Annotated in this window: 14 protein-coding genes and 2 pseudogenes; 11 read left to right on the top strand and 5 right to left on the bottom strand. The window is 61.2% G+C overall.

The features are described from left to right. From EN893_RS38580 to EN893_RS02205, 3 genes and pseudogenes are all read right to left on the bottom strand, one after another. Positions 1 to 303 (bottom strand): annotated as a pseudogene (locus EN893_RS38580) (hypothetical protein); the annotation flags it as partial. A 212-nt stretch (positions 304 to 515) separates the two neighbouring features. Then, positions 516 to 1,754 carry an amidohydrolase family protein gene (locus EN893_RS02210; RefSeq protein ID WP_024504890.1) on the bottom strand — a complete coding sequence of 413 codons (1,239 nt, stop codon included), beginning with the start codon at positions 1,752 to 1,754 and terminating at the stop codon, positions 516 to 518. 64 nt (positions 1,755 to 1,818) lie between these two features. After that, entirely contained in the window at positions 1,819 to 2,571 is a 753-nt protein-coding gene (locus tag EN893_RS02205) for an SDR family NAD(P)-dependent oxidoreductase (RefSeq protein ID WP_024504891.1), read from the bottom strand. Between the two features lie 262 nt (positions 2,572 to 2,833). Here EN893_RS02205 and EN893_RS02200 point away from each other — a divergent pair, with 262 nt between their 5' ends. From EN893_RS02200 to EN893_RS02170, 7 genes are all read left to right on the top strand, one after another. Further along, positions 2,834 to 3,718 (top strand): LysR family transcriptional regulator, encoded by an 885-nt coding sequence (locus EN893_RS02200; protein WP_032899521.1) that lies wholly within the window; start codon positions 2,834 to 2,836, stop codon positions 3,716 to 3,718. A gap of 139 nt (positions 3,719 to 3,857) precedes the next feature. Continuing rightward, positions 3,858 to 4,976 carry a 3-isopropylmalate dehydrogenase gene (gene leuB / locus EN893_RS02195; protein ID WP_348627433.1) on the top strand — a complete coding sequence of 373 codons (1,119 nt, stop codon included), beginning with the start codon at positions 3,858 to 3,860 and terminating at the stop codon, positions 4,974 to 4,976. 277 nt (positions 4,977 to 5,253) lie between these two features. After that, complete coding sequence (larA, locus tag EN893_RS02190; protein ID WP_236382676.1) at positions 5,254 to 6,516, top strand: nickel-dependent lactate racemase; 1,263 nt, start codon at positions 5,254 to 5,256, stop codon at positions 6,514 to 6,516. Then, entirely contained in the window at positions 6,513 to 7,754 is a 1,242-nt protein-coding gene (locus tag EN893_RS02185) for a LarC family nickel insertion protein (RefSeq protein WP_256754936.1), read from the top strand. Before larA ends, EN893_RS02185 begins: the two co-directional genes overlap by 4 nt. Beyond that, positions 7,747 to 8,535, top strand: a complete 789-nt coding sequence (locus EN893_RS02180) for a potassium ABC transporter ATPase (RefSeq protein WP_024504896.1) — start codon at positions 7,747 to 7,749, stop codon at positions 8,533 to 8,535. Before EN893_RS02185 ends, EN893_RS02180 begins: the two co-directional genes overlap by 8 nt. Beyond that, positions 8,532 to 9,179 carry a nickel pincer cofactor biosynthesis protein LarB gene (gene larB, locus EN893_RS02175; protein WP_127269186.1) on the top strand — a complete coding sequence of 216 codons (648 nt, stop codon included), beginning with the start codon at positions 8,532 to 8,534 and terminating at the stop codon, positions 9,177 to 9,179. The genes EN893_RS02180 and larB overlap by 4 nt, the downstream gene beginning before the upstream one ends. Positions 9,180 to 9,309: 130 nt before the next feature. Continuing rightward, positions 9,310 to 9,921 carry a flavin reductase family protein gene (locus tag EN893_RS02170; protein ID WP_024504897.1) on the top strand — a complete coding sequence of 204 codons (612 nt, stop codon included), beginning with the start codon at positions 9,310 to 9,312 and terminating at the stop codon, positions 9,919 to 9,921. 75 nt (positions 9,922 to 9,996) lie between these two features. Here the strand turns inward: EN893_RS02170 and EN893_RS02165 are convergent, their stop codons facing one another. Further along, entirely contained in the window at positions 9,997 to 10,854 is an 858-nt protein-coding gene (locus EN893_RS02165; RefSeq protein WP_024504898.1) for a nitroreductase family protein, read from the bottom strand. 55 nt (positions 10,855 to 10,909) lie between these two features. Beyond that, positions 10,910 to 13,558: a CoA transferase gene (locus tag EN893_RS02160; protein ID WP_206517129.1), complete on the bottom strand. Its 2,649-nt coding sequence runs from the start codon at positions 13,556 to 13,558 to the stop codon at positions 10,910 to 10,912. A gap of 164 nt (positions 13,559 to 13,722) precedes the next feature. Here EN893_RS02160 and EN893_RS39975 point away from each other — a divergent pair. The 4 genes and pseudogenes from EN893_RS39975 to EN893_RS02140 form a co-directional block, all read left to right on the top strand. After that, a pseudogene (locus EN893_RS39975) lies at positions 13,723 to 14,570 on the top strand (SMP-30/gluconolactonase/LRE family protein). A 60-nt stretch (positions 14,571 to 14,630) separates the two neighbouring features. Next, positions 14,631 to 15,761: a thiolase family protein gene (locus EN893_RS02150; RefSeq protein ID WP_127267387.1), complete on the top strand. Its 1,131-nt coding sequence runs from the start codon at positions 14,631 to 14,633 to the stop codon at positions 15,759 to 15,761. Further along, entirely contained in the window at positions 15,728 to 16,213 is a 486-nt protein-coding gene (locus EN893_RS02145) for an OB-fold domain-containing protein (RefSeq protein WP_206517131.1), read from the top strand. Before EN893_RS02150 ends, EN893_RS02145 begins: the two co-directional genes overlap by 34 nt. Further along, the coding region (locus EN893_RS02140) for a helix-turn-helix domain-containing protein (RefSeq protein WP_164900692.1) at positions 16,207 to 16,798 on the top strand (592 nt) is incomplete at its 3' end. The genes EN893_RS02145 and EN893_RS02140, both read left to right, overlap by 7 nt.

The raw sequence follows: 16,798 nt of genomic DNA, 5'->3' as shown, positions 1-16,798 counted from the left end.
GGATTTGCCTCTTTCCGGCAAGGCAGCTCTCCTCGAGGGAAGGTCGGGTCGTTGACCGGCTTGATGAAGTTCTGAAAACCGCTGAAGCGGGCGCGTGCCCAGTTGGGCAAAAGATGCGTCCGTCATGGCAGACCGCACGGCCTCAACCAGCGGATAAACGATCACCAGAACCAGAAGTATGGCGATCGGCGCCAACAGCAAATAGGGCAGCCCTTCAAAGCTTTGGCGTCGCCTCTTCGAACGAGCTATGTCCCTCCACTCAGCAGTTACTGAAACTTCGCTCAAATGCGCGACCTCCAGCATGCGCGGACACCAGGGCGGTCGAATTCAGCATTGGGATAGTTGGCTGGACGCGGGCTCAGAGCCTTCGATGGGATGGACCTCGTCGCATTCCACGATGTAAGGCGTGAACGCGGAAGACTTGTCGATATCCAAGTGACACAGCCGGTCCGCCCCCGGAGCGGACATCTCAAGACTGGCAAAAGGATGGCGGCGTGATTGGTCCCAGCGTGAGCCTAGGCTGCGAGCTGGTTCTTCACGAATGCACCATCCTTCATGATGGCGGACATGTAGCGGCCTTGACTGCCCAGCGCAGACAGATCCTTCACGGGATCCTTGTCGACCACGAGGAGGTCGGCAAAGGCGCCTGCCGCGATCGTGCCGACCTTGCCTTCCATACGGACGAGTTCGGCGGCGGTAAGGGTTGCCGATTTGATCACCTCGATCGCCGGCAGCGCCTCCGCGCGGATCAGGAACTCTTCGGACTGATAGCTGTGCATCGAGCCCAACACGTCGGTGCCGTAAGCCAGCTTGACGCCGGCTGCCCGCATCGTCTCCAGCGATTCGGGACCTCTTGCGCGCACCCATTTCAGGCGTTCCACAAAGCCGGGATCCAGCTTCAGCGCATCGGCCTCGCGGATCTGCGCTTCATAGGCGGCGATCGTCGGCGTGACGATCGCACCTTGCTTCGCAGCGGTGGCAGCGGTTTGAGGGGTAATAAGTGTCGCGTGTTCGATCGAATGAATACCGCATTCGAGTGCACGTGCGACGGCCTCGTCGGTGTGGGTGTGCACCGACACATACATCTTGGCCTTGTCGGCTTCGTCCTGGAACGCGCGCAGCTCATCCATCGAATAGCCGAGATATGGCCGAGGAAAATGGGAGGATGCCGCGCCGCCATTGGCCATCACCTTGATGAATCTGGCGCCCTTGCGAACCTCGTCGCGAGCGGCACGGCGGCAGTCGTCGACGCCGTCAACGATGCGTCCTACCGAGCCGAGTTGGTCGAGTTGACGGTCGCCACTGATCATGTCGTAGCGCGTCCGATAGTCCGAATGGCCGCCGGTCTGCACCATGGCCTTGCCGCAAATGACCAGGCGAGGACCTTCGATAAGACCCTGCTCTATCGCATGGACCTGAGCCACAGTCGCGCCGCCGAGGTCGCGTACGGTGGTGAAACCGCGATTGAGCATGCCCTTCAATATCCGCACCGAATGATAGGCGACGAGTTCGTTTGGCAGAAACGAGTTTTCGGCCGGATCGGCAACTCCGGAATTGATGTGCACATGGCAATCGATCAGGCCCGGCATCAAAGTCTTCCCGCGCAGATCGAAGCGATGCGCGTTGCTATCCCGGATCGGCTTGTCTGAAACCTCGTCGATAACATTGCCGCTGACGCGGACGAAACGGTCGTGCTCGCCGTCCTCATTGGAGCCGTCAACGATCCGCGCGTTTTCGAATATGTAGGAAGGCATCAGCAGTCTCCTTGTTGGATCGGTGCGCCGCCACGTGCGCCGCGGAATTTGACGGGCGCTACGGTCAGTAGGTTGCCCTGCCGCCGGAAAGATCGAACACCGCGCCGGTGGTAAAGGAATTCTCCTCTGACGCTAGCCAGCAGATCATGGAGGCGGCTTCGCCAAGTTCGAGCATGCGGCCGCGCGGAATCTTGGCAAGCATGTACTCGATGTGTTGCGGTGACTGCTCCATTGCCCCAGGCGTCTTGGCAACCGCCGGAGTGACGCAGTTGACTGCGATGTTCTGCCCTGCGAGTTCCTTGCCCAGTGACTTCGTCAAGGCGATCACGGCTGCCTTCATGGAGCTGTAGGCGACCGCGTTGGGGTTGCCCTCCTTGCCGGCAATGGAGCTGAGGTTGACGATGCGCCCGTAGTTAAGCTCCCGCATATGAGGGACGATGGCGCGGCAGCAGTTGAAAGTCCCTATCAATCCCACACTCAGGACCTGTGCGAAGGCCTCGGGTGGATATTCCCAGGTCGGCATGTTCGGCCCGACCAACGCCGCATTGTTGATCAGTATGTCGATCTTGCCAAACCGTTCCAGCGTGTGTGCAAAGCCCGCTTCCACCGACGCGAGGTCGCCAATGTCAGTCTCAATCCCAAGCACGTCGCGGGTTCGTCCAAGCTGATTGAGAGCCTTTTGCAACGCAGCGCCATCGCGATCCCAGATCGCTATCCTGGCACCGGATGCCAGCATCCGCTCGCTGACTGCGAACCCGATGCCCTGCGCTCCGCCCGTGACAATCGCTACGCGCTGCTCAAGATCATATCGATTCATGGTCGAAGACGCACTCTGATTGAATTATTGATTGAAGCATGTTCCACGGGGGAACCGGTGGCGATTTCGCGACAAGCGCGTGCCAGAACGTATTGACTGCGATGGCCTTTCGCAAAAGACTTCGTTTGGAATGGCTGCTTCGCGATCCGCGATGATGCCCTTGCGACAGTTGCATCCGTGCGGTCAACAGCTATTAGCAGTGACTGGCTGCGTGTTTCGCAGGCCTGACATGGATGGAATATGCCGGAGAGGGGGAGCTACATTGCGTTTTGACCTTCTTTCGCTTCAGCTGTTTGTCGCCGTTTGCGAAGAGCAGAGTATCGCCAAGGCGGCCGATCGCGAGCACATCGCGGCATCGGCGGTGAGCAAGCGGATTTCCGATCTCGAGATACGCCTCAGTACGCCTTTGTTTCACCGCAGCTCGAAGGGACTGGAGCTGACCGCGGCAGCGCAGGCGCTGCTCCACCATGCGCGCGTCGTGCTCCGCGACTTGAAGCAGATGGAGATTGAGCTTGCCCATCACGCCAGTGGCGTCAGCGGGCAGGTCCGCATTTTTGCGAGTGTTTCGACGATCATCCAGCATCTGCCGTCGGATCTGAGCAACTTTCTGGGGACGCATTCGGCCATTCGAATCGATCTGGAGGAGGGCACCAGCCAGCAGGCCGTGGACGCGGTGGCCGAGAACGCTGCGGATATCGGCGTCTTCGGTGGCGTCGTGCCCCGTCGCGGTTTGAAATACATCCCGTATCGCAGCGACCGCCTCGTGGTGCTGGCTCACAGGGACCACCCGCTAAGCTCGCAAACTTCCGTCAAGTTCGCCGACCTCCCGGATTATGACCTGATCGGGCCAAGCAGGGGAAGTTTTCTGGATATGCTCGTCATTCGCGCCGCGGCTGAGCTGAGCAAACCGTTGAAAATGCCAATCCGGGTCAACGGGTTCGAGACGGTGTCGACAATGGTAGAGGCGCAGATGGGCGTCGGCCTCGTGCCGGCGGGATGTGCCGCCCGTTATGTAACGGGTGGCATGCTTGCGGCAATCGCGCTCGACGAGCCTTGGGCAGTCAGGCAGTGGAACATCTGCGTTCAGGACAGTCAGGGCCTGCCACCACCCGTGAAGCTGCTGTTGAAGCACCTTACCAACAGTTGAGAGGCTGGTCCGCCGGCTAACCGGTGCGTCGCGTCCGACGATGCGAGCTTTCCAAAGGACGACTTCGAAGGGTCCGGGTCGGCCCATATAAGTCCTGCCGCAGAGAGGGCCGAGCGAATGCGCCCGCCTCTTCAACTCAATTTCGAAAGGCAAGGCCTTGAAGATAGTAGTGCTCCCAGGAGACGGGATCGGTAAGGAAGTGACCGCGGAGGCAGTAAGGGCGCTGCACGCGGTCATCGGTAGTGAACTCCCGCTCGAACTCACAGAAGCCGTAATCGGAGGTGAGGGGCTGGAGCGCTTCGGCGATGCCCTGCCGCCTGATACCCTCGACATCTCACGCAAAGCTGATGCCATTCTGCTTGGCGGAACCGGCGTTCCTGAGGATGAGAGGCGAGCGCCGAGCGAGGGGGCCGGTTACGGCCTGCTCAAGCTGCGCAAGGCCCTCGGTCTCTATGCTAACTTCCGCCCGGTCGTGCTTTATCCCGAGCTTGTGGACGCCTCCACACTCAAGCCCGAAATTGTCACGGGGGTCGATCTGATCATCTTGCGTGAACTGACCGGCGATCTCTATTTCGGCCAGCCGCGTGGTGTCTCTCGTGACGAGACTGGCGCGCGTGTCGGCATCAACACGATGCGTTATACCGATGCCGAGATCGAGCGCATAGCGCATGCGGGCTTCCAGGCCGCCGCGAAACGACGTAAGAAACTGTGTTCGGTTGACAAGGCAAACGTCCTTGAAACGATGGCGCTGTGGCGCGAGGTCGTTATCGAAGTCAGCAAGCAGTATCCCGATGTGGAATTGACGCATCTCTACATTGACGCGGCGTCCATGGCCTTGATCCGGAATCCCAAGCAATTCGATGTTGTCGTGACGGGCAATGTCTTCGGCGATATCCTCTCCGATGCGGCGGCCATGTTGGCCGGCTCAATCGGAATGCTGCCGTCGGCCTCCCTCGGCGATCACAACAAGGGCCTATACGAACCGGTCCATGGCACCGCGCCGGACATCGCTGGCAAGGACTTGGCGAACCCACTGGCCGCAATCCTTTCGGTTGCCATGATGCTCCGGCAGTCGTTTGGCCGCGACCAGCACGCTTCGCGTATCGAGCAGGCCGTACGGTCAGTGCTGCGCGAGGGGTATCGGACCGCAGACATCTATCAACCCGGCTGCAGGAAGATCGGCACGAGGGCCATGGGTGAAGCAGTTGTCGAGGCGATCCGCAAGCAGAAGGTTGGCGGGGAGGCGGAATTTGCCTGACCGGCCGCTATGACCTGCTGCTCTCGCGGCAAGTCGGTCGCGTCCGCATCGCCGATTGCGACGACAGGTCACCAAACCGAGACTTACTTCGGTTGACTGACCAGCGGTACTCGAAGGCAAGCCAGACATGTTCGAGCGACGTCACGTGGCCGAAGAGGGCTGAATCAGCCGCCGAACATCATAGGTGCCGGGCCGTAGCGACGGACGGCGGATCGTGAGAGCCGAGGGACGGCAGATGAAACATGGCGGTCCTTTCGAACTTGCCTTCGGTCGTGGATTGCTGAAGCTGGCATTGCCGCAAGGCGCGGAGCCGACAGTAATCCGGAAGGCGTTGTTGCCAAAACTCTTCGACGCCTCTTCAGCAATTGCATCCGCCTTCGCGAATCCGATTGGCTCCGAGCCTTTAGCCCGTCTGGTGGTCGGGCGTCGGAGCGCCTGCATCCTTATCTGCGACATCACGCGCCCGGTGCCGAACCGGCTATTCCTACGCGTCATGATCGAGACAATGATTAAAGGCGACATTCCCGCGGACAGGATCGATGTGCTCGTTGCCACCGGCCTTCATCGTCCGAACGAGGGTGTGGAACTGGAGGAACTGGTCGGCGATCCTTGGGTTCTGAAGACCGTCCGCGTCACCAATCATTTCGCACGCAACGAACACGACCACGTCGATCTGGGACATACGCAGACGCGTGGGACACCGATCCGGATCAATCGGCTTTTCGCGGATGCGGACCTCCGTATCGCTACAGGCCTGGTCGAGCCCCATTTCATGGCAGGCTGGTCCGGTGGTCGAAAGGTTGTCGCCCCCGGCGTTGCCGGCCACGAAACCATCCGCACCTTCCACTCGGCGCGTTTCATGGAAGACCCGCTGTCAGTCCAGTGCAATCTGGTCGGCAACCCGCTCCATGAGGAACAGTTGCAGATCGTACGCAAGGTTGGCGAAATCTATGCGTTGAACACCGTGCTCGATGAAGATCGCGATCTGGTTTGCGTGACCTTTGGCGAGATCATAGCCAGCCATCTGGCTGCGGTCGATTTCATCGCCGACACGACGATGATCGACGTGCCGCGCCGGTTCAAGACCGTGGTGACGTCGTCTGCAGGCTATCCCCTCGACAAGACCTACTACCAGACGATCAAGGGTATGGTGACGCCGATCGACATTCTCGACCCGGGCGGGACGCTGATCATCGCCTCGGAATGTTCGGAGGGCTTTGGCAGCCACGAATTCCGCCAGGCGCAAGCGCGCTTGGTGGAGATGGGACCCGAGCCATTCCTTGCCACGCTTACGGCGAAGACGCTTGCCGACATCGATGAATGGCAGACGGAGATGCAGCTGAAGCCGATGCGGGTGGGCAAGATCCAGCTCTACACGACCGGGCTAGATCGCGAGGAACGCCGCATCACCGGAGTTGAACTGGTCCCCTCGGTAAACGACGCAATCGCGGCCAGTCTTGAACGCCATGGCGACCCCGCCGTTGCCATCATCCCGGAGGGACCATACGTCATTCCGATCTATCGGCGGGCAGGACTGTGAGACGCGTCCACCTCGATGCAGTCGGCGGCATCGCCGGCGACATGTTCGTCGCGGCAATGCTCGACGCGCTGCCTGACCTGCGAGAGCGCGTACTTGCCGACGGCGCTGCAGTGCTTCCGGTTGAGGCCGGTGGCATTGCCTTCGAGGAAGGCGAGAGCCTGTCGATGCGCGTGCGGCGCTTCGGTCTGGTCGCGAAGCGCGCGATTTCGGCTGCAGCGCCACACGCCCATGCGAACGCATATGGTGATGATGATGGCCACCATCACCATCACGATCGCAACCAGATTCCTGATGAAGCGCATGCAGGTAGTTTTGCTGACATGGTGGCACGCATCAAAGCCGCGGATCTCCACGATGGAACGGCTGCCAGGGCCATTGCGATACTGACGATCATTGCCGAGGCGGAGGCGGCCATCCATCGCGTGCCGGTCGAAAGGGTACATTTTCACGAGATCGCCGACTGGGACTCCCTGGTTGACGTCGTCTGCGCCGGCAGCATCGCAGCGGCGCTCGACAAGACGGTGTGGAGTGTCTCGGCTCTGCCGCGAGGCGGTGGCCTTGTGCACACCGCCCACGGGCTGCTGCCCGTTCCCGCGCCTGCCACGGCCGCGATCCTGACCGGTTTCGAATGGCGCGACGACGGGATATCAGGCGAGCGCGTGACGCCGACCGGCGCGGCGATCCTTAAACATCTCACAGCGCCTGGTGCTGGCGGCACGTCTGGCCGGCTTGTGTCGTCCGGAACAGGCGCGGGGACGCGGCACCTGCCCGGGATGCCGAACATTCTTCGCGTTCTCGTCCTAGAGAACGAAGTCTCAACTCCGAGCGACACCATCAGTGTCATCGAATTCGAAATCGACGACATGACCGGCGAAGAGATGGGCGTCGCCTGCGATCGCCTCAGGGCAACGGACGGCGTGTTGGATCTCTCCGTGGGGCAGCGCCTCGGCAAGAAGGGGCGTCCCGCCTCGTCGTTCCGGCTTCTGGCGAGACCGGAACTGGCCGATCAGGTGACGGCCCGGTGTTTTGCCGAGACATCGACAATCGGCTTGCGCCTGCGGGAGGAACGCCGGCTGGTCCTCTTCCGGGAAAACGTCAAGGCTGCCGGACTTGCCGTCAAGGCGGTCCTCCGGCCATCGGGCATCACACGCAAGGTGGAAAGCGATGCCCTTCGAGGCGGAAGCCTTGCCGAGCGCCGCGCCATGAAGTGGCAGGCCGAGACGACCGACGATGAATGACATTGCGCCGGCACAGCGTCTTGACCGCGTTCTTGACCGTTTCGAACAGCTCGCCATTGCTGTCAGCGGCGGCGTGGATTCAGTGACGCTGGCAGCCTTCGCACATCGCAAGCCGGGCCTTGCGGTGACGGTAATCCATGCCGCCTCACCAGCCGTTCCGGAAGAGGCGACGGCACGCGTGCGGGGTCTGTCAGATACCGAAGGCTGGACGACCCTCGTCATCGGAACTGGCGAGTTCGAGGATTCACGCTATCGGGACAATCCCTCGAACCGCTGCTATTTCTGCAAGACCAATCTCTACGATCGGATACGCACACTGACGCCGCATGTGATCGCGTCGGGTGCCAATCTCGATGATCTCGGCGACTATCGTCCCGGGCTGCTGGCTGCCGCCGAGCGCCAGGTGGTACATCCCCTCATCGAAGCGGAAATGGCCAAGGCCGACATTCGCGCGCTTTCTCGCGAGCTTGGCCTGGGCTCTGTCGCCGAATTGCCCGCCCAGCCATGCCTGGCAAGCCGCGTCGAGACGGGAATAGCGATCGATGCCCGCGACCTCGCATTCATCGAGAAGGCCGAGCGGCATCTGGCTGACATTGCCGCCAGTGGCGTTACGTTGCGCTGCCGGATTACGCGGTCAGGCGTGGTTCTGGAACTCGGCGACGGCGTGTCCGCGCAGAAGCATCTGCTGGTCGAGATCACGCAGCGGCTTTGCGCCGAGGCAGGACGCGTCTTCGTGGGCGCCCGGCCCTACAGCCGCGGCGCGATGTTCATGCGCCCATGAACGACTTTCAACTCGACTGGCAACGCAGCAGGCGCACCGGAGTGCCGGAGGCGGTGCTATGTGAGCATAAGAGCCCGACCCAGGTGGCCGCCATCATCGTCGCTGCTTCCGAGAAAGGAGAGCGGCTGTTGTTCACGCGTCTCGACGAAAGCCATTTTCTGGCGCTCGATTTCGCCATTCGCAGTGCACTTGATTATGATCCACTGTCGCGCACTGCGGTGCTGGGCGGGTCCATGCCCGTTGCAAGCACAGGTGTGGGCATCGTGGCGGCGGGCACGTCGGATATGTCGGTCGCACGGGAAGCCGCCCGAGCGCTCTGCTTCAACGGCCATGACGCGCCTATCGTCGCCGATGTCGGTGTCGCCGGATTGTGGCGGCTTACTGAAAGGCTCGACGAAATCCGGATGTTTCGGGTTGTTATCGCTGTCGCCGGCATGGAAGGCGCGCTCTTCAGCGTGCTCGCCGGGCTGATCGCGGCGCCGTTGATCGCTGTACCGACATCTGTCGGCTACGGCGTGGCCGCCGGCGGATATGTGGCGCTCAACGCAGCGCTCGCGAGTTGCTCGCCGGGAGTTGTGGTGGTCAACATCGACAATGGCTTTGGCGCAGCGGCAGCCGCGGTGAAGATGCTTTCAATGCGTTGACGCACCAGCCTCGTTAAGCGCGATGCGCGCGTTCCGATATAGAGCAAACAATCGATTTTGCCGGTGCTAGAAAGGCGTGGCGCCAGCCAAACTGGTCTGCCCCGCCAAATCATCGGAGGTCCCCACGACAATGCAGTTCGACTTCTCCGAGCTGAAGCCGCTTGACCGGCACAAACTTCTATCCTCGACGATCACGCCACGGCCGATCGCATGGGTCACGACCGTCGCGTCGGACGGGGTGCGCAATGCAGCGCCATTCTCGTTCTTCAATGTCTTCAGCGAGGATCCCCCTGTCGTCGGTTTCAGCATCGTCGACCGGTCTGCAGGCGACAACAAGGACACAGGACGCAATATCCGGATGTCGGGCCAATTCGTCGTCAATCTGGTCGACGAGGATCGGCTGGACCAGATGAACATAACCGCCGCCGAGTTTGCGCCGGAAATCGATGAGTTTTCGCGCTCCGGGCTTGCAGAGGAAGCTTCAGTGACGATCGCCGCGCCGCGAATTGCCGAGAGCCCCGTCTCCATGGAGTGCGTGCTGCACAGCATTGTTCCTCTCGGGGTATCGCGCTCGCTCATCCTGGGAACGGTCCAGATGATGCATATACGCGACGACATGCTGATCGACCCGGTTCGCTTCCATGTCGATACACAAAAATTGCGCCTTGTCGCCAGGGCACAAGGAAACACCTATGTCCGCACGACAGACGCGTTTGAGTTGCCGAGAATCTCGGCGACGTGACAGGGCCGGCGGTTCGCAAGCCTGACGAAGTCGCAGCCCCTGTCTCTCAGTCAACATTGGCGCGCGCAACCGCAACTATTTGAGCCCAAATCCCCGCGCCTTCAGGAAGTCCGTGAGCACGTGCCTGCCGGTCAGTGCAGCAACGTCCTTTATCCGCGCCGCGGTCTGTTCAGTCCAGTCGATGTTGCGCATGTTCTGTTCGGCCTGGAATTCCCGCATGCGTGCCTCGTAGGCCGCCATAAGCTCCGGGTCGATTTGGGTATACCGCTCGCGGTGGAGGATTATGCCTTGCGGCAGGCGCGGCTTGACGTCTGTTGCCACCGCCGGATCGGGGCGGCCGACTGTCATGCCGAACACGACCATCGATTCGTCGGGCAGTCCCAGTTCGTTGGCGACGGCCTGAGGGTCGTTACGCATCGCGCCTATGTAGCAGCAGCCGAGGCCGAGCGACTCGATTGCAACAGCGGCATTCTGCGCTGCGAACGCGGCGTCCGCGATGGCAAAGATGAATGCCTCGATGTAATCGAGTGCGACACCGGCATGTCCCCGCTCATCGCTGATCGCACGCAGGCGAGCCAGATCGGCGACGAAAACGAGCAGCAGCGGCGCGTCATGGATGTGCTTCTGGTCCGCGGCGTAGCCGGCCAGCCGCGCCTTGCGATCCTTGTCCTCGACCGCAATGACGCTCCAAGCTTGGAGGTTGGAAGTTGAAGCCGCCGACTGTGCGGCCGCCACGACGAGCTCAAGGGTATTTGCGGGAAGGGGCTGGTCGAGGTAGTAGCGCACCGACCGGTGCGACAGCATCACATCCAGCGTGCTGTTCCAAGTGACGTGGGACAATTCTTCGGCGAGAGCGGGATCACGGTAGCGCGTACCGACGCGTTCACGTGCCGCTGTACCGTCGGCGACGCTGTTTCGCTGCTTGCTGGTCATCTGATTGTCATCCATCTGGTTGTTTGGCTTGATCCGCCTGGGATTCTTGCCGAGGTCAAATAACGCCCTCGTGCTTGAACGAGCGGATCTGTGCTGTTGAGTGGCCGAGGAGTTCACCGAGGACATATTCGTTGTCTTCGCCGTAACAAGGCGCTCCGCGGTTGATCAATCCGCCTGCATGCGCGGGTGTGCGGCCAAGTTTGAACGGCACTTCGGCCACGGGCCACGTCCCGATCCTTGTCCCAGGCACTTCGGTCAGCCACTCCAGCCTCCGCAACTGCGGATCGTGATCGCAGCGATCCTCCGCCGTCTGGCATACGCCAGCGGCCACGCCAGCTGCTTGCAAGCGGCTCATGCAGTCATAGGCCTCAACGCCCTCGGTCCACGTTCCAACCACCTTGTCCAGTGCATCCTGGTTGACAAGACGAGCCGCAATATTGGCGAAGCGTGGATCGGTTAGCCATTCAGGATGGCCCGCGGCATGGGCGAGCGCCGCCCATGACCGCTGGTCGCAGCACGAGATCGCGATCCAGCGATCCGCCCCCTGGCAACGATAGGCGCCATGCGGCGCGGCATTGCCATAAGGGGAGCGGTTGCCGGTACGCTGCCACACTCGCCCGTTTGCCGACCAATCAAGGATGGCCTGGCTGGCAAGGAAGATGCCCGCTTCGCATTGGGACGCATCGATATGCTGACCCTTGCCGGTGACCGAGCGGTAGTACAGCGCACCGAGGAGCGATTGGGCGAAGCCATAGGCCCCCATCCAGTCGAGATAGGAATAGCCCCACCCGGCAGGCATCGCCGGTTCGGCAAGACCGGACATCTCGTTCATCCCAGCAAACGAGGCAGCGATAGGCCCAACGGTGCGCAGTCGGCCATAGGTGCCGTAACTGCCCATGCCGGACTGCTGGACGTAGATGATATCGGGACGGATGCTGCGCAGGACGTCATACCCCAGGCCTAACCGATCGAGGACGCCCGGAGAGAAGCCTTCGGCGACGACGTCGGAGATTGCGATCAGCCGCTTGGCGATATCGATACCTTTCGGGTGGCGGATATTGAGCGAGAGCCCGCGCTTGCCCGCGTTCTTATTGTTGAACTGGCCGCCCATGTCGGGATCGCTGACGCCCGGCAGTGGGCCGGTCGCGGCCTCGCGCGCCGTGCGGCCCCCAACGGGTGCCATTGCGGCGAGGCGTGTGTCTGGGTTTTCCTTCCATTCGACCTTGATGCACTCGGCGCCAAGCGCAGCAGCAAAGCGCGTTCCGCCCGCCGAAGCAAGAAACCATGAGAAGTCAAAGATGCGGACGTTCTGCAAAGGAAAGGGACGATTGCGTGCTGAGAGCGCCGGTTTCAGGGTCGCCTCTGCCGCTACCTTTGGCGATGCCTGCCTTGAGGTGTTGCTCACTTCGTCCGTATGCTCACCGCGCAGCGGCGCGCGCTTGCCGGCCTGCCATCGTGTTTCCGAACTCAGCCATTTGCTTGTGGCATAATGGAAGCTGCGCCCAAGTTCAGGGTGATCGACCTTGGTGATGGCGCCGCGCTTCAGCCAATGCTCGTCTTGTGCATTCTCATGCGGCTTGCGCACCGGTGCCCAGAGCAATCCCGCTGCCTGAGCTTCTTGCCAGGGCGTCGCGTCATATGTGTGGGCGCGGACGAAACGCTGAACCACTTCCAGCGTGTGCGAGGTGGCGTCGTCCATCTTCGACGAGCCCGGGACGCTGCGTGCGTTGAAGTCCGCATCGGCTGTGGGCGCCTCGAGGTCCGCAGCCATGTCGAAACGCTCGAGGAACGGCACGAGATTGGCCTTGTCACGGGCGCCAACACCCCAGGTCATGTACCAGCGACCATCTTTGGTGTGACTGATGTTGGGGACACGCGACACTGCCTCCAGGGCATGACGGCATGTCAGACGATGGAGCGGCGCTCGGCGCATCACCCATGACATCAGATCGATCTCGGTGCTCTTGGCCACCGCCTCATGGATGGCACAGGAGATATCCTGACCGAGACCCGAGGTGGTCCGCTCGATCAGAGCGGCAAGAATGCCAATCATGAGTTGCTCACCGGCAATATGGTAGGCATGCCAGATTTGCGGTGCGATAGGCGGTAGGTCGTACTGTTCCGATGGATCCGGATCGTAGCCGCAATTCATCATGACGCCGCCGAGCGCCAGATGAACCAGGTCCGACCCCTTGAAGGTACTCCAAGGGCCGTCATCGCCGAAAGGCGTCATGCGGGCGATGACGAGCGAGGGGTACCGCGCCGCCAAGGCTTCGCGGGTCAGCCCAAGCTGTTCATTCAACATGCCGCAGCTAGCATCCAGCAGGATGTCGGCAGTACCCAGGAGCTGGACCAACATCTCGCGACCGCCTGCGGTATCCAGATCGGCGACGGCGGATTTCTTGCCGCGGTTGTATGCCCAGAAATAGAGCGACTTTTCGGGGTCGGGCTCCTCAGAACAGAACGGGGCGATGCGCCTCGTCGGGCTGCCGTCTGCTGATTCGATCTTGATCACCTCGGCGCCGAGTCCTGCAAGCAGCAGGCCGCAATACTCCGCCGTCTCGTCCGCCACCTCGATCACTCGAAGGCCAGACAGCATTCCGGGGGCGGTGTCGGACGCCAGAGCGGTCGACCGGGGTTCAACTCTTGCAGCTGTCATGAAGGGTGTTTGGACCGTCTCAGCGTTGATGTTGAGCAACCACATTTATGGAGTTTGCTCGGCAAGATAATGCATTATATAAAATTAGGCATTGAGAAGCGGCGCCTGTCAATTAGAAATTGCGGGGGTCAAACCAATTCACCTTGGGTGGTGGAAAAAGTGCAGAAGAAATTTCGATCCTGAATTTTTAAGGCTTCCGGCGCTATGTCGTGGCCAATGCGCCATTGGAGCGTCTTCACACCGGCATTGTGGGCGGAGGGTCCGGTCTGTTTTGCGGATCTCGAGATTCTCCTTCTTAGCGACGTTCCAGCAGAGCAAATATTACTGTCGCCAAAGGGCAGCCACCGGTCGTCTTTCGCCATCCGTCCGGCAACGCCAATGGCAACACCCGGGACCGCCAAGGGCGTCTGCCACCTGCGAGAGCGGCAATCGTCGCGTCGTCCGCACCGAACTTGACGGGAGGCAGACCGTTCTCGCCGATAGCTACGAGGGAAAGCGGCTCAACTCGCCAAACGACATCGTCGTACGCTCGGATGATTCGATCTGGTTTACCGACCCGGATTATGGAATTCTCAGCGATTACACAGGAAACCGCGCCTCCAGCGAGCTCGGGCGCCGCTGCGTTTTCCGCCTTGATCCCCTCGATGGCAAGCTGGCGATCGCCACGGACAAACTGGACAAGCCCAATGGTCTGGCCTTCTCGCCCACCGAGAAAATCCTTTTCGTTGCCGACTCAGGCGCGACGCACACGCCTGGGTGGCGCACATGAGATCCTAGCTTTTGACGTAGCGGCCGATGGTGGGCTTGGCAACCGCCGGACATTCGCCATGATCGATGCCGGGGTGCCTGACGGGTTCAGCGTGGACCTCGATGGCAATATCTGGACAAGCGCGGCTGATGGTGTTCACTGCATCAGCCCCGAGGGGAATTAATCGGTAAGATTGCGGTCCCGGAAACCCGTCACAAACCTGACGTTCGGCGGCCCAAGCGCAATCGCCTGTTCATAGCCGCTGCCTCGTCTCTTTACTCGATTTATGTCGGGACACGCGGCCTCTGAAACGGTTCCGAGCCTCTTGACCAAAATAAAATAAAATGCATCATCCATTACGGAGGGACGATGCAAGGCTTTTCTGGGCTTCGAGATAAAGTATCGGTGGTGGGCGTCGGCACGACGGCGTACGGCAACTTTCCCGACATGGACGAGTATGGCCTGGCGGCTGAGGCGTTTCGCAACGCGGTTGCAGATTGCGGACTGGACAAGGGCGCGGTCGACGGCCTGCTTACATGTCGTATTCCGAGCTACTACCGGATGGGCGAAGTCCTGGGACTTGATCCGCGTTGGACGATCACCCTACCGGGGCATGGTCGCATGTCGGGCATCGGCCTCATCGAGGCAACGATCGCCTTGACGAGCGGCCAGGCGAAATATGTCGCGCTGCTTTACGCCAACATCGGCCGATCTCGCCGCGTCTTCTACGGCGGAGGTGAAATGCCGGGCCATTGGGACCCTTGGGGGTTCACCTCGCCCGGCGGCGCCCACGCCATGATGTTCCGTCGCCACATGGAGCTTTACGGTACGACGACGCGGCAACTCGCTGAAGTTTCCGTCGCCTTCCGCAGCCATGCGCAACTCAATCCCGGCGCGGTGATGAAGGAGGCAATGACTATCGACGACCATGAGAATTCCCGTCCGATCGTCGCCCCGCTGCGCCTATTCGATTATTGCCTGATCAACGATGGCGCCGTCTGCCTGATCCTCACGACAAGCGAGCGTGCCGCTGATCTCGCCAAGCCGCCGGTTCGGATCAGCGGATTTTCGGGGCGCGAGGCCTATCGAAACTCGTCCATAGAGAATTTTCACATCGACTTCTGGCACGATCAGGTCTCGGCATCGGGCGATGAGGCGTTCGCCATGGCCGGCGTCGAGCCCGCCGATGTCGATGCATTGATGTGTTACGACAATTTCAGTCCGACCGTGCTGTTCAGCCTCGAAGGCCTTGGCTTCTGCCCGCGCGGCGAAGGCGGCCGGTTCGTCGAGGGCGGAGCGTTGAAACTTGGCGGCCGGCTGCCGACCAACACGGACGGCGGCCATCTGTCCAATTCGTATATGCAGGGCTGGGCCCTCAACGTCGAGGCGGTGCGCCAACTGCGTGGCGAATGCGGCGATCGGCAGGTTGAGGACTGTGAAGTCGTGACGTACGTGCAAGCAACACCATGCACGCGCACGATCGTTTATACGCGGGCGTGACGGCTGACATGGCGTATGGCGCTTCCGCTTCCGAGAAATCCGTAGAGGCAAAGCCGTTGCCCAAGATTACGCCCTTGAACAGGCCGTTCTGGGACTATGCGCTCAAGTCAATTTACGCGCTGCAGACCTGCGATGCGTGCGGCGACGCTCATGTTCCCGAAGCGCCGGTCTGCCCTCGGTGCCTGAATGACCGCCAGACCTGGAAACCGGCGAGCGGAAAAGGCACGCTGCAGTCCTGGGCGGATTTCCATCGCGCCTATTGGGACGGCTTTGAGGCAGACTTGCCCTACCGTACATGTCTGGTGCGGCTTGACGAAGGCCCGCTGGTCGTCAGCAATTTGGTCGGCGGGCAGGCGAACCTCAGGATTGGTGCGCGCGTCCATGTGGTGTTCGACCGCATCGCCGATGGCATTGCATTACCGAAATTTTCTCTGGACGAACCGGGATGCTGAACGAAGCAGCTGACGCCGAAGTGAGCGCGGCCGGATGCGATCGTCATCACGCCGGCCGCCTGCCAGCCCGGCCAAACCGCAGCATCCTGAGATCGGCGACGCGCCCGCTCGAAATCATTGAACTCTTTGCTGCTCTTCGCCGCCCGCTGTCGGTCTCGGAAATCGCCTGCGCGCTCGAAATCCCCCAGTCAAGTTCGTCCGTGCTGCTACAGGCCATGAGCGGTGCAGGTTTCATAGCGCGCGATCGCAAGACGCGGAAATACCTACCGAGCGTCCGCTCCGTGCTGTTGAGCAACTGGGTCCACGACACGTTTCTCCAGGGCAGCGGCCTGCTGCAGGCGTTGGATGCGTTGAGCATCGAGGCCAATGCAAATGTCCGGCTTGGCGTCCGCAATGGGGTGCACGTTCAATATGTGCATGTCTCCTGGCCGTCGGCCGAGCCAAGGACGAATCGCCTGAGTCCCGGCATGAAGTTGCCGATTGGCAGCGACGCCCTGGGCAGGATGCTGCTTCTAGCAGAGAACGAGAATGACGTACGTGGCATTCTCCGGCACGGGAACGCCGTCGGCGATGCTGCACATGCGG

The sequence above is a fragment of the Mesorhizobium sp. M7A.F.Ca.CA.004.04.2.1 genome (assembly GCF_004022825.1).
Classification (GTDB): Bacteria; Pseudomonadota; Alphaproteobacteria; order Rhizobiales; family Rhizobiaceae; genus Mesorhizobium.
Note: the sequence above shows the minus strand (reverse complement) of the source record. Positions and strands in the feature narration are given on the sequence as shown.